Consider the following 12,494-nt stretch of genomic DNA (forward strand, 5'->3'; position numbering starts at 1 on the left):
ACGGTCCGCTGGTGCCGCAGGATCCAGCGGAAGAGGGACTCGCTAGCGTCGGTCGGGTGACGGTGGCGGTGGTCGAGGCGTACGCCGGGTTGGCCCGGCGGGTGCTGGCCGGGCCGGCGCGGTTGGGGCGTACCCGACTGGTGGTGGTCGACGGGCCGAGCGGCGCGGGCAAGAGCGTCTTCGCGACGCGCCTCGCGGACGCCGTCGCGGCGCTGCCCGGCGGCGCCCGCCCGCCGGTGGTCCGCACCGACGACCTGCTCGACGGCTGGGACGACCAGTTCACCTTCTGGCCCCGGCTGGAGGAGTGGGTGCTCGGACCGGTCCGTGCTGGCCGGCCGGGGGCCTACCGCCGGTACAGCTGGGTGCGCCGGCGGTTCCTGGACCGGGCGGTGGCGGTGCCGGCCGGGCCGGTGCTGATCGTGGAGGGGGTGAGCGCGGCGCGGGCGGCGATCCGGCCGGAGGCGACCCTGTCGGTCCTCGTCACGGCGCCCGCCGGGTTGCGGCTGTCCCGGGCGCTCGCCCGCGACGGCGCGGAGATCCTGCCCGAGCTGCGCCGCTGGCACGCCGGGGAGCGGGCGCACTTCGCCGCCGACGGCACCGGCGCCGCGGTGGACCTCGTGGTCGACGGCGCCCCCGACCTGCCGCACGACGCCGGCCGCTACTACGTCCGCCGGGGCGGAGGGGCGGGCTCGGACGGCGGGGCGAGGTAAGGCCGGCATACGATTCCGGTCATGACCTCACCGATCATGTCCGAGTCCGAGGTGCGGGCCGCCGTCGAGCGGGAACTGCCCGGCGTCCGTGCCGACCTCGAGCGACTCGTCCGCATCCCGGGCATCGCCTTCGAGGGCTTCGACCACTCGCACGTCGAGCGTTCCGCCGAGGCGGTGGCCGAGCTGCTGCGCGGCTGCGGCCTCGACACGAAGATCGTGCGCTCCGGCGGCCAGCCGGCGGTGATCGGGACGAAGCCGGCCCCGCCCGGCGCGCCCACCGTCCTCCTGTACGCGCACCACGACGTCCAGCCGGTCGGCGACCTGTCGCTCTGGGAGTCCGACCCGTTCGAGCCGGTGGAGCGCGACGGCCGCCTCTACGGCCGGGGCGCCGCCGACGACAAGGCCGGCATCATGGCGCACGTCGCGGCGCTGCGCGCGTTCGGCGACCGGCTCCCGGTCGGCGTGGTCCTCTTCATCGAGGGCGAGGAGGAGTACGGCTCGGAGTCGCTGGAGCAGCTGCTCATCGCCCACCGTGAGGAACTCGCGTCGGACGTCATCGTCATCGCCGACTCCGGCAACTGGGACATCGGGGTGCCCGCGCTGACCACCTCGCTGCGCGGCATCGTCAACTGCTTCGTGGAGGTGCGCACCCTCGACCACGCCGTGCACAGCGGCATGTTCGGCGGTGCGGTGCCCGACGCGCTCACCACGCTGGTGAAGCTGCTCGCCACCCTGCACGACGAGGCCGGTGACGTGGCCGTCGAGGGTCTGGTCGGCCGCGAGGGCGCCACCGTCGACTACCCCGAGGACCGGTTCCGCGCCGAGGCCGGGCTGGTCTACGGCGCGGAGCTGTTCGGCACCGGCCGGATCACCGACCGGCTCTGGACCAAGCCGGCCCTGGCGATCCTCGGCGTGGACGCCCCGGCCACCGGGGAGGCGCCGAACGCGCTGGTCCCGGCCGCCAAGGCGAAGCTGAGCGTACGGCTGGCGCCGGGCGACGACCCGAAGAAGGCGTACGCGGCGCTCATCGCGCACCTGGAGAAGCACGCCCCGTGGGGCGCGCAGGTGACGGTGACGTTCGAGCACGACGGCGCGCCCTGCGTCATCGACGCCACCGGGCCGATGTTCGACGCGGCGCGGGCGGCGTTCCGGGAGGCCTGGGACGGCACGGACCCGGTCGACATCGGCGTGGGCGGCTCGATCCCGTTCATCGCCACCTTCCAGGAGATGTTCCCCGCCGCGGCGATCCTGGTGACCGGCGTGGAGGACCCGCACGCCCGGGCGCACGGGCCGAACGAGAGCCTGCACCTGGGCGAGTTCGCGCGGGTCTGCGCGGCCGAGGCGCTGCTGCTGGCGAAGGTCGCCGAGGCGGGCCGGAACCGCCCCTGAGGTGTCGAAACCGTAACTTCGGGGCCGATGTCGGAGTTTGCGGTGTGTCGGGCGGCGGGGTGTTATAGCCTTTCGAACATGCGTACGAACGACGAGATGTCGCGGCTCCAGGCCGCCGTCAGTGCTCTGGGGGACGTCGATGTCTCCGCGTGGCCCGAGGACACGCTCAAGGAACAGCTCGGCGAGCTCTCCGCCGTGCTGGTCGCGCTCGACACGCTGCTCACCCGGGTCGCCGACGAGGTGCGCGCCCGCGGGCTGCGGATCGAGGAGCCGGTCTCGGCCTGAGCCGGCCCGCGGCTTCCGGGATCTTGGGGAGTTGACGTTCCTGGGGGGCGCCAACTCCCCAAGATCGCCCGGGAACCGCCCCGCTGTCGGGGGTGGCTGGCAGGATGAGGCACGTGCGGTTCCTTGAGCTGGCGGCCACGTCGGCGGCGGTGGGCGCCACCAGCGGCCGGCGGGCCAAGGTGGAGCTGCTGGCCGCCGCGCTGCGGTCGCTCGACCCCGACGAGGTGCCCGCGGGCGCCGGCTATCTCGCCGGCGAGCTGCGGCAGCGGCAGACCGGGGTGGGCTGGGCGAGCCTGCGTGACCTGCCCCCGCCGGCCGCCGAGCCGATTCTGACCGTGGGCGGCGTCGACGCGGCGATCGAGGAGATCGCGGCGGTCGGCGGCGCCGGCTCCCAGGCCCGGCGGCGTGAGCTGCTCGGCCGGCTCTTCGCCGCGGCGACGGCCGACGAGCAGCGGTTGCTGGTCGGCCTCTTCCGCGGCGAGCTGCGCCAGGGCGCCCAGGCCGGCCTGCTCACCGAGGCGGTGGCGCGGGCCGCCGACGTGCCGGTCACGGCCGTCCGGCGGGCCCTGCTGCTCGCCGGCGACCTGCGGGCCGTGGCGGTCGCGGCGCTCTCCGGCGGTGCGGCCGCGCTGGCCGGGTTCGGCCTCCAGGTGGGCCGCCCGCTCGCCCCGATGCTGGCCCAGAGCGCGCCCTCGGTCGACGAGGCGCTCACCGCCACGGGCACCCCGGCGGTGGTGGACGTCAAGCTCGACGGCATCCGCATCCAGGTGCACCGGTCCGGCCAGGACATCGCGGTCTTCACCCGCAGCCTGGACGACATCACGGGCCGGCTGCCCGAGGTGGTGGCCGCCGTCCGCGCGCTGCCCGCCCGGGAGCTGGTGCTCGACGGCGAGGCGATCGGGTTGGACGCCGAGGGTCGGCCGTTGCCGTTCCAGGAGACCTCCAGCCGGGCCGCCCGGCGCACCACCCCGAGCACCACCGGGCGCACGCCGGTGGCGCCCGCGGTGCTCGCCGCGGCCGAGCGCACCGGCGAGACGGTGCTGACGCCGTACTTCTTCGACCTGCTGCACCTCGACGGCACGGACCTCATCGACCTGCCCGGCCGGGAGCGGTGGGCCGCCCTGGCCGGCGCGGTCGACCCGACGCTGCTCGTCGGCCGCGTCGAGGTGGACGACCCCGAGCAGGCCGGCGCGGCCTTCGCGGCAGCGGTCGACGCCGGCCAGGAGGGCGTGGTGGTCAAGGACCCGGCCGCGCCCTACGACGCCGGCCGGCGCGGCGCGGCCTGGGTGAAGGTGAAGCCCCGGCACACCCTCGACCTGGTGGTGCTCGCCGTCGAGTGGGGCAGCGGCCGGCGGCAGGGCTGGCTCTCCAACCTGCACCTGGGCGCCCGTGACCCGCGCACCGGCGAGTTCGTCATGCTCGGCAAGACGTTCAAGGGGCTCACCGACGAGTTGCTGCGCTGGCAGACCGAGCGCTTCCTCGCGCTGGCCGTGGAGAAGGGCGACTGGGTGGTCCGGGTCCGGCCGGAACAGGTGGTCGAGATCGCCTTCGACGGGGTGCAGGCCAGCAGCCGCTACCCGGGCGGCATGGCGCTGCGCTTCGCCCGGGTGGTGCGCTACCGGGACGACAAGACCGCCGCCGAGGCGGACACCATCGACGCGGTCCGGGCCATCCACGCCGGTCGGGTCACCGGCTGACCCGCCGGGCCGGAGGCGGCGCGGCACCGCCTCCGGGCGCGCGGCTCACCCCGTCGACAGCGACCGGGCGTAGTTGACCTGGTTGTTGATCTGCTGCACCTGGAACTGGTCGGCCACCGGGATGCGCGCGACGTACTGGTGCCCGCCGTTGGTCACCGTCACCTGCACGGTCCCGTGGTGGCGAGTCTCCTTGACCAGCAGGAAGAGGAGGCTGAACACGGTCAGGCAGAAGAAGCCGAGGATCGCGGCCACCACGGCCCAGGTGGCCACCTTCTCCTCCTTCTGCCAGTGGTCCACCACGTGCCAGGAGGAGCCGGCGAGCGGCAGGACGCCGGCCGGGGTGCGGATCACCGGCGGCGTCACCATGATCTCGCCGATCTGCACGGCGACCACGGACTGCGCCGGCGGCAGCGGGCCCGGGAGCGGGGCCGGCACGGGCGGGTACGGCGTCGCCGGGACCAGCGCCCCTCCGTGCGGCGCCGGCACCCCGACCGCCGGCCCGGGCGGCGCGGGGAACTGGGCCGTGGCGGGCGGCGCGGAGAACTGGGCCGTGGCCGGCGGCGCGGAGAACTGGACGGGCGGGGCCGAGAACTGAGCCGGCGGGCCCGAGAACTGAGCGGGCGGTGCTGAGAACGGGACGGGCGGTGCGGGCGGCGCCGGGAAGGGCGCGGCGGCCGGCCCGGCGGGGAACGGCGGGGCGGCCGGGGGAGCCGGGACCGCCGGCGCGGCCGGGAACCGCGCGGTGGGCGGCGCGCTGACCGGGGGGTCCGCCGGTGGCGCGGCCAGCACCGGGAACTGCTCGGTGGGCGGCGCGACGGCCGGCATGGCGGACCACGGGTCGTACGCGGCCGGGGGCGGCTCGGCGGGCGGCGGCGTCGTGGGATCAGGGGTCACCGCGACCCCCCACGGTTGACGATCATGGGCGGACCCTACAGCGTCCCCGCCGCCCGGTGTGCCCGCCGGATGTCCGGTTCGGGCGCCTCGAACGGGGTCAGGCGGAGGTCGGTTCGGCGGCCCGGTCCAGCGGCTTGCGCGGGGCGTCCAGGCCGGCCAGCCGCCGGGCCTCCCGTCGGGCGACCCAGCCGTAGCCGACCAGGCTCATCCCGGCGAAGAGCCACCACTGCACCACGTAGCCGAAGTTCTGCCAGTTGTTGGTGTGCCCGATGGGCACCGCCTGGAACGCCGGGTCGGCGGCCGGGGTCTGCTGGTCGAGCAGCACGTAGCCGCCGGAGACCGGGTAGGGCAGTTGCTTCGCGAGGCGGGGGATGCTGATCCGCCGGGTCTCCAGCTTGCCGTCGCGCCGGTCGACCGCCCCGCCGCCGCTCTCGCTGGACACCAGCCGGCCGGCGACCGTCACCTCGCCCGTCGGCGCGGCCGGCACCGGCGGCTGGGCCGTGGCGTTGCCGCCGGGCACGGGCGGGATCCAACCCCGGTCGACGAGCACCGCGCTGCCGTCGGCGAGGACCAGCGGGGTGAGCACCTCGAAGCCGACCTTGTTGTCGACGGTCCGGCCGCGGACCAGGACGATGTTCGCGCTGTCGTAGCGGCCGGTGGCGGTGACCCGGGTCCAGGTGAGCCGGTCCGCCGGGGCGGGGCCGGCGGTGCCGGGTCCACCGGTCGGGGCGGGCAGTGCGTCGCGCAGGGGCGCGGGCGTCATGGTGGCGCCGGCGTCGATCCGCTCGTTGATGGCCGTGCGGCCCCGGTAGCGGTCCAGCTGCCAGTTGCCGAGGAACACCATCACCGCGGCGGCCACCAGGGTCAGCGCGAGATAGCCGAGCCAGCGCGGGGTCAGCAGGAACCGGTACACGTTGGCAAAGGCTACCCGTATGAGCGGCGCCACTGACCCGCACCGGGCCGGAACGGGCCGTCCGGCGGCCGCCGCGCGTCGGGCCGGCCGGGTATGGTCACGCGGGCGGAAACCACCCCAGACCAGGAGTCGATGATGACCGTCGTGCCGCGCGTCGTGCTGAGCGCGCCCTCCTCGGGGCACGGCACCGGTGCCCTCTCGCTCGGCCTGCTCGCGGCCCTCGCCGACCGGGAGCTGGACGTGGCCGGGTTCAAGATCGGGCCGGACCAGGTGGACGCGGCCTACCTGGGGCTGGCCGCCGGGCGGCCGGGGCGCAACCTCGACCCGCGGCTGGTCGGCCCGGAGCGGGTGGGCCCGCTGTTCGCGCACGGCGCCGCCGGGGCCGGGTTCGCGCTGGTCCAGGGCACCATGGGGCTCTACGACTCGATCGCCGGCCGCCCGGAGACCGAGTCCACGGCGGCCGTCGCGACAGCGCTGCGCAGCCCGGTGGTGCTGGTGGTGGACGTGGCCGCCATGGGCCAGTCGGTGGCCGCCCTGGTGCACGGCTTCCGGGCGTACGACGAGCAGCTCTGGCTGGGTGGCGTCATCCTCAACCGGGTGGCCTCGCCCCGGCACGAGGCGATGCTCCGCGAGGCGCTCGACGACGTGGGGGTGCCGGTCTACGGCGCGCTGCGCCGGCACGAGCTGCCCCCGGTGCTGCCGTCCCGCCGGCACGGGCTGGTGCCGGTGGTCCAGCGCGACGCCGAGGCCCAGCGGGCGGTCCGCCGGCTCGGCGAGGCGGTCGCCGCCACCGTCGACCTCGACCGGCTGCTGGGGCTGGCCCGTTCCGCCCCGGAGCTGACCGTCGCGCCGTGGTCGCCGGAGCCGGCCGCGGGCGCGCCCGCGGGGGAGCGGCCGGTGGTCGCGCTGGCCGGCGGTCCGGGCGGCAGCTACAGCCACCCGGAGACCGCCGAGCTGCTGCGCGCGGCGGGCGCCGAGGTCGTCACCGTCGACCCGCTCCGCGACGAGTCGCTGCCCGCCGGCACCCGCGCGCTGGTCGTCGGCGGCGGGCTGCCTGAGACGTACGCGGAGCAGCTCTCCGCCAACCGCCGGCTCTGCATCGCGGTGGCCGAGCTGGCCCGGACGGGCCGCCCGGTGATCGCCGAGGGCGCCGGCCTGCTCTGGCTGGCCCGGGAGCTGGACGGCCTGCCGATGTGCGGGGTGCTCGACGCGGTCGGCGCCAGCCGGGACGGCCTGGTGGTCGGCTACCGGGAGGCCACCGCGGCCGGTGACAGCGTGGTGGCGCGGGCCGGCGCCACCGTGGTGGGGCACAAGCAGCACGCCGCGGTGCTCACCCCGCGGGCCGGCGAGCGGGCTGCCTGGCGCTGGGAGGGCGGCGCCCCGGAGGGCTTCGTCTGGCGGGGCGTGCACGCCTCGCAGCTCGTGCCGCACTGGGCCGCGTACCCGGAGATCGCGGCCCGGCTGGTCGCGGCGGCCGCGGCCCCCGCGGAGGCTCCGGCGTGATCGGGCAGGTGGCCGTGCGCCGTTTCCCGGCGCTGACCGTCTCCACGCCGCGCACCGAGGTACGCCAGCTCGTCGCGGCGGACGCCGGGGCGGTCGACGAGGTGTTCGCGGACCGGCAGACCCAGCGCTGGCTGCCGCTGGCCGACTCCTCGGGCCAGATCGACGGGCGGGCCTGGTGCACCGAGCTGGCCCGGCAGCGCCGGGACAGCGGTGAGGGCGACCACTGGGCGGTGGTGCGCCGCGAGGACCAGCGGGTGGTCGGCTGCCTGTGGACCCGGCGCACCGACTGGGGCGCGCGGCTGACCGAGGTGTCGTACGCGATCGCCCCGCACGCCCGCGGCTACGGCCTGGCCGCCGAGGCGGTCGACGCGGTCGCCATCGCGCTGATCCTGGAGCACGGCTTCCAGCGGGTCGAGCTGCGGGTGGCCGCCGGCAACGTGGCGAGCCGCCGGGTGGCGGAGAAGGCCGGCTTCAGCTACGAGGGCCTGCTCCGCAACGCCGGCTTCGTCCACGGCGCGAGGGTGGACCTGGAGCTGTGGAGCTTCGTCTCCGCCGACCTCCGCTGACCTCCCTGACCCCGGACGTTGATCAAGAGGTTTGCGTCGGGAATCGGGCGATTCCGCGCGCAAACCTCTTGATCAACTGGCCCGGGCGCACCCCCGGGTAGTCGTGGGAGCCTCAGCCCACTATCTGGTCGCTGGGTGGGGTGAACTGGCGGGTGGGTTGGCCCTTCAACGCGTCGCGGAGGGTCATCGCCACGGCGTTCACCGGGATCTGGGACTGGCCGTCGCCCACCGCGTTGAACGGGTTGTCCGGATCGGCGATGAAGCTCGCCGCCGCCAGTTCCGGTGTGTAGCCGACGAACCAGGCCGACCGGGTGCTGTCCGTGGTACCCGTCTTGCCGGCGACCGGGCGGCCGACCGTGCCCCGCACGCTGTCCGCCGTCGACCAGCCGCCGCAGCCCCCCTTGGCCGGGGTGTCGCCGGTCGGGCAGCGGGCCGCGTCGGTGGCCGCCCGGGCCGCGTCGGCGCTGACCACCTGCCGGCAGCGCGGCTTGGCGACCTCCCGCTGCACCCCTCCCGGGGTGCGGTAGGTGGCGGGCGTGCCGTCCCGGTTCATGATCGAGTTGACCGGGATCGCCTCGCAGTAGCGCCCGTCGGCGGCGACGGCCGCGTACGCGTTCGCCATCTCCAGCGGGGTGGCGTCGGAGACGCCCAGGGTGAATGCGCCCCACTTCTTCACCTTGCCCGGGGACGCCTGGTCGCGGTCCACGTCGGTGCGCCAGCGCAACCCGAGCTGCTCGGCCAGCCGGACCGCCCGGTCCGCGCCCACCTGCTCCTCCAGCCACACGAAGTACGTGTTCACCGACTTGCCGAAACCGGACCACATGGTCTGCTGGCCGGTCATCGCGCCGCTGGCGTTCGACGGGGCCCAGCCGTCGTAGACGGCCGACCGGTACCGGTACGGGGCGTTGAACGAGGTGGAGAGCTTCATCCCCGAGTCGAGGGCGGCGAGCATCGGGAACATCTTGAACGTCGATCCGGCCTGGTAGCCGGGGAGCGTGCCGCCGCCCAGCAGTGGCGCCACCGTGTTCGGGTAGTTCGCCTTGACCTTCGGGCCGGCCTCCGGGTTGGAGCTGGGCCCGTTCTCGCTGAGGTCGAGGGAGTAGTTCCGGTTGACCGCCATGGCCTTGACCCGCCCGGTGCCCGGTTCGGCGACCACCACGCCGTTGGCGAACGGGCTGCCGGTGTTGTCCTTGGCGCCGACGTTCTTCTCGGCCGCCGACTGGATCTTCGGGTCGAGGCTCAGCACGATGCGGTAGCCGCCCCGGCGCAGCTTGTCCATCCGTTCCAGCCGGTTCTCGCCGAACGCGGGTTGAGCGCTCCACCAGTTCTTCAGGTAGTCGCAGGCGAAGCCCCAGGTGCGGTACTGGTCGTTGATCGAGGCGCAGTCGTTCGGCGGGTTGGTGAGCCGCAGCTTGATGGGCTCGGCCTTGGCCGCCGCCGCGGCGTCCGGGGAGAGGTAGCCGAGGCGGGCCATGTTGTCGAGCACGTAGTTGCGCCGGCCGGTGGCGTCCTTCTGGTCGGAGGTGATCGGGTCGTACTCCGACGGGGACTTGACCAGGCCGGCCAGGGTGGCCGCCTCGACCGGGGTGAGGGTGGCCGGGGTCTTGGAGAAGAAGATCTGCGAGGCCGCGTAGATCCCGTACGCCCGGTGGCCGAAGTAGGCCGAGTTCAGGTAGCGCTCGAGGATCTGCTCCTTGCTGACGTGCTTCTCGATGTCCAGCGCCATGCGCATCTCCTTGACCTTGCGCAGGCTCGTCTGCTGGGTGGCCTCCTGGACCTCCTTCGGCGTCTTGGCGCTGTCCCGCAGGGCCATCCGCACGTACTGCATGGTGATCGTCGAGGCGCCCTGCGAGACTCCGCCGGACCGGGCGTTGGACACGAAGGCGCGCGCCACGCCCTTCGGGTCGACGCCGTGGTGCTGGTAGAAGCGGTTGTCCTCGGCGGCGACGATCGCCTGCTGGATGTTCGGCGACATCTCGTCGATCTTGGTGTACTGCCGGTACTCCTCGTAGAACATCGTCAGCACGGTCTTGCCGTCCGGCGCGTACAGGTACGAGGTCTCGGCGGGCAGCGCGGTCTTGAGGATGCTCGTCTTCTGCTCCACTGCGTGTGCGGTGACCTTGGCGCCGATGCCGGTGACGGCGGCCAGCGGATAGGCCGCGGCGGCGACCACGATGCCGGCGATGAGCCCGGCGCGGAGGAGGGGCACGGCACGACCAGCGGAGGCAAGGGGTCGGTTGCTCACGTGGTCAAGCTATGACATTTCCGATTCGGAAATGAGAAGAATTCATAAACGGGCGAGGGGGTTCAGCGGTGGTGACGCGGCCCACGCCGGGATCCGCTGTCCCGGGCGGCGGCTTCCCGGCAGGATCGCGGACATGCGTGCTCAGCTGATCGGGACCGGCGCTCCGGCGGGCGAGCCCGACCTCGGCCACCACGGGGACGCCGAGGCCACGCCCGGCCTTGTCGACCTGGCGGTGAACGTCCGCCGCGCCCCGATGCCGGACTGGCTGGCCGACCCGCTCGTCGCCGCCATGGGCGCGCTGGCCGCGTACCCCGATCCCGGCCCGGCCCGGGCCGCCGTCGCCGCCCGGCACGGGCGTCCCCCGGAGGAGGTACTGCTCACCGCCGGCGCCGCCGAGGGCTTCGTGCTGATCGCCCGGGCGCTGCGCGAGGCCCGGCGGCCGGTCGTGGTGCACCCGCAGTTCACCGAGCCGGAGGCCGCCCTGCGGGCCGCCGGCCACACCGTCGAGCGGGTGCTGCTCGACGCGGGCGACGACTTCCGGCTCGATCCGGCCCGGGTGCCCGCCGACGCCGACCTCGTGCTGGTCGGCAACCCCACGAACCCCACCTCGGTGCTGCACCCCGCCGCGGCGCTCGCCGCGCTGGCCCGCCCAGGCCGGGTGCTCGTGGTCGACGAGGCGTTCGCCGACACCACGGCGGCCCCCGGCGTCGAGGGCGAACCCGAGTCCCTCGCCGCCCGCCGCGACCTGCCCGGCCTCGTGGTGGTCCGCAGCCTCACCAAGACCTGGGGGCTGGCCGGGCTGCGGATCGGCTACCTGCTCGGCGACCCCGGGCTGCTCGCCCGGTTCGCCGCCGCCCAGCCCCTCTGGGCGGTCTCCACCCCGGCCCTGGCCGCCGCCACCGCCTGCGCGTCCCCGGCCGCCGTCGCGGCCGAGCGCGCCATCGCCGCCGGGCTCGCCGCCGACCGCGACCACCTGGTGGCCCGCCTGTCCGGCCTGCCCGGGGTACGCGTCGTCGGCCGCCCCGCCAGCGCCTTCGTCCTGGTCCACCTGGCCGGCGCCGCCGCCGTGCGGGAGCGGCTGCGCGAGCGCGGCTGGGCGGTGCGCCGCGGCGACACCTTCCCCGGGCTGGGCCCGGACTGGCTGCGGATCGCGGTGCGCGATCCGGCGACGACCGACGCCCTCACCGACGTGCTGGCGGAGATCCTGGAGGCATGATGTTGGAGTCCACCGTTGCGGCGATCCGGCCGCTCGACGAGACCGCCATGGCGGCCGCCCGCGAACTCCAGGGCCGGCTCACCAAGCCCGCCGGCTCCCTCGGCGCCCTGGAGCCGCTCTCCGTACGCCTCGCCGGCCTCGCGGGCACCTGCCCGCCGCCGCTGCCCGAGCCGGCCGCCGTGGCGATCTTCGCGGGCGACCACGGCGTGCACGCCCAGGGCGTCACCCCGTGGCCTCAGGAGGTCACCGCCCAGATGATCGCCAACTTCGTGGCCGGCGGGGCGGTGGTCAACGCGTTCGCCCGGCAGGCCGGCGCCTCGGTCACCGTGGTGGACGTCGGCGTGGCCACCCCGCTCCCGGTCGAGCCGACCGCCGACCTGGCCGGCCCCCGCCTGGTCGCGGCGAACGTGCGCCCCGGCACCCGGGACCTGACGGTGACCGCGGCGCTCACGCGGGACGAGGCCCGGGCGGCCGTGGAGACCGGCATCCGGATCGCCGGGGAACTTGTCGACGCCGGGGCCGGCATCCTGCTCACCGGCGACATGGGCATCGGCAACACCACGCCGGCCGCCGCGCTGATCGCCGCGTTCACCGGTGTCGACCCGGCGGCGGCCACCGGCCGGGGCACCGGGGTGGACGACGAGACGTACGCCCGCAAGGTCGGCGTGGTGCGGGCCGCGCTCGACCGGCACGCGCCCGACCCGGCCGACCCGCTGGGCGTGCTGGCCGCGGTCGGCGGCCTGGAGCACGCCGCGCTGGCCGGGCTGGTCCTCGGCGCCGCCGCGCGCCGGGTGCCGGTGCTGCTGGACGGCGTCATCGCGGTGAGCGCCGCGCTGGCGGCGGCCGCGTTCGCGCCGGACGCGGTCGGGGCCATGGTCGCCGGGCACCGCTCGGCCGAGCCGGGCGCCACGGCGGCGCTGCGGCACCTCGGCCTGGACCCGCTGATCGACCTCGGGCTGCGGCTCGGCGAGGGCACCGGCGCGCTGCTCGCGCTCCCCGTCGTCACGGGCGCGGTGCGGGTGCTGCACGAGGTCGCCACCTTCGACTCGGCGGGAGTGGCCGAGAAGTGAGCGCGG

11 protein-coding genes are annotated in these 12,494 nt (G+C 75.5%); 8 read left to right on the forward strand and 3 right to left on the reverse strand.

The genetic code is table 11. From position 1 onward, the window contains the following. Positions 1–56: 56 nt before the first annotated feature. The 4 genes from GA0070603_RS26005 (at position 57) to GA0070603_RS26020 (ending at position 4,081) form a co-directional block, all read left to right on the forward strand. A complete protein-coding gene (locus GA0070603_RS26005) occupies positions 57–710 on the forward strand; it encodes a uridine kinase family protein (RefSeq protein WP_244282610.1) in 654 nt (217 codons plus the stop codon). A gap of 36 nt (positions 711–746) precedes the next feature. Next, positions 747–2,099 (forward strand): dipeptidase, encoded by a 1,353-nt coding sequence (locus GA0070603_RS26010; RefSeq protein WP_208863079.1) that lies wholly within the window; start codon positions 747–749, stop codon positions 2,097–2,099. A gap of 78 nt (positions 2,100–2,177) precedes the next feature. Then, positions 2,178–2,384, forward strand: a complete 207-nt coding sequence (locus GA0070603_RS26015) for a hypothetical protein (protein ID WP_091319007.1) — start codon at positions 2,178–2,180, stop codon at positions 2,382–2,384. Positions 2,385–2,497: 113 nt separating this feature from the next. Next, the gene (locus tag GA0070603_RS26020) at positions 2,498–4,081 is read left to right on the forward strand and encodes an ATP-dependent DNA ligase (protein WP_091319009.1); all 1,584 of its coding nucleotides are present in this window, start codon (positions 2,498–2,500) and stop codon (positions 4,079–4,081) included. A gap of 45 nt (positions 4,082–4,126) precedes the next feature. Here GA0070603_RS26020 and GA0070603_RS26025 read toward each other — a convergent pair whose 3' ends face one another. Together GA0070603_RS26025 and GA0070603_RS26030 are read right to left on the reverse strand one after the other, a co-directional pair. Further along, positions 4,127–4,975, reverse strand: coding sequence for a hypothetical protein (locus tag GA0070603_RS26025; protein WP_091319011.1), 849 nt, complete (start codon positions 4,973–4,975; stop codon positions 4,127–4,129). A 97-nt stretch (positions 4,976–5,072) separates the two neighbouring features. Further along, a complete protein-coding gene (locus tag GA0070603_RS26030; RefSeq protein ID WP_091319014.1) occupies positions 5,073–5,888 on the reverse strand; it encodes an SURF1 family cytochrome oxidase biogenesis protein in 816 nt (271 codons plus the stop codon). Between the two features lie 135 nt (positions 5,889–6,023). Between GA0070603_RS26030 and GA0070603_RS26035 the strand changes: the two genes are divergently transcribed. Continuing rightward, positions 6,024–7,391 carry a cobyrinic acid a,c-diamide synthase CobB gene (locus tag GA0070603_RS26035; RefSeq protein WP_091319016.1) on the forward strand — a complete coding sequence of 456 codons (1,368 nt, stop codon included), beginning with the start codon at positions 6,024–6,026 and terminating at the stop codon, positions 7,389–7,391. Next, complete coding sequence (locus tag GA0070603_RS26040; RefSeq protein WP_091319018.1) at positions 7,388–7,957, forward strand: GNAT family N-acetyltransferase; 570 nt, start codon at positions 7,388–7,390, stop codon at positions 7,955–7,957. The genes GA0070603_RS26035 and GA0070603_RS26040 overlap by 4 nt, the downstream gene beginning before the upstream one ends. A 112-nt stretch (positions 7,958–8,069) precedes the next feature. Here the strand turns inward: GA0070603_RS26040 and GA0070603_RS26045 are convergent, their stop codons facing one another. After that, positions 8,070–10,202, reverse strand: a complete 2,133-nt coding sequence (locus GA0070603_RS26045) for a transglycosylase domain-containing protein (protein WP_091319021.1) — start codon at positions 10,200–10,202, stop codon at positions 8,070–8,072. 133 nt (positions 10,203–10,335) lie between these two features. Here GA0070603_RS26045 and cobC point away from each other — a divergent pair, with 133 nt between their 5' ends. After that, positions 10,336–11,418 (forward strand): Rv2231c family histidinol phosphate aminotransferase CobC, encoded by a 1,083-nt coding sequence (cobC, locus tag GA0070603_RS26050; protein WP_091319023.1) that lies wholly within the window; start codon positions 10,336–10,338, stop codon positions 11,416–11,418. Beyond that, positions 11,418–12,488 carry a nicotinate-nucleotide--dimethylbenzimidazole phosphoribosyltransferase gene (gene cobT, locus GA0070603_RS26055; protein ID WP_091319024.1) on the forward strand — a complete coding sequence of 357 codons (1,071 nt, stop codon included), beginning with the start codon at positions 11,418–11,420 and terminating at the stop codon, positions 12,486–12,488. The genes cobC and cobT overlap by 1 nt, the downstream gene beginning before the upstream one ends. Positions 12,489–12,494 lie beyond the last annotated feature (6 nt).

The sequence above is a fragment of the Micromonospora chersina genome, from assembly GCF_900091475.1.
In the GTDB taxonomy this organism is placed as follows: Bacteria; Actinomycetota; Actinomycetes; order Mycobacteriales; family Micromonosporaceae; genus Micromonospora; species Micromonospora chersina.

Coding starts and splice junctions, on each gene's coding strand:
- GA0070603_RS26010 (WP_208863079.1), top strand. CDS start 747: ATGTCCGAGTCCGAGGTGCGGGCCGCCGTCGAGCGGGAACTGCCCGGC.
- cobT (WP_091319024.1), top strand. CDS start 11,418: ATGTTGGAGTCCACCGTTGCGGCGATCCGGCCGCTCGACGAGACCGCC.
- cobC (WP_091319023.1), top strand. CDS start 10,336: ATGCGTGCTCAGCTGATCGGGACCGGCGCTCCGGCGGGCGAGCCCGAC.
- GA0070603_RS26015 (WP_091319007.1), top strand. CDS start 2,178: ATGCGTACGAACGACGAGATGTCGCGGCTCCAGGCCGCCGTCAGTGCT.
- GA0070603_RS26035 (WP_091319016.1), top strand. CDS start 6,024: ATGACCGTCGTGCCGCGCGTCGTGCTGAGCGCGCCCTCCTCGGGGCAC.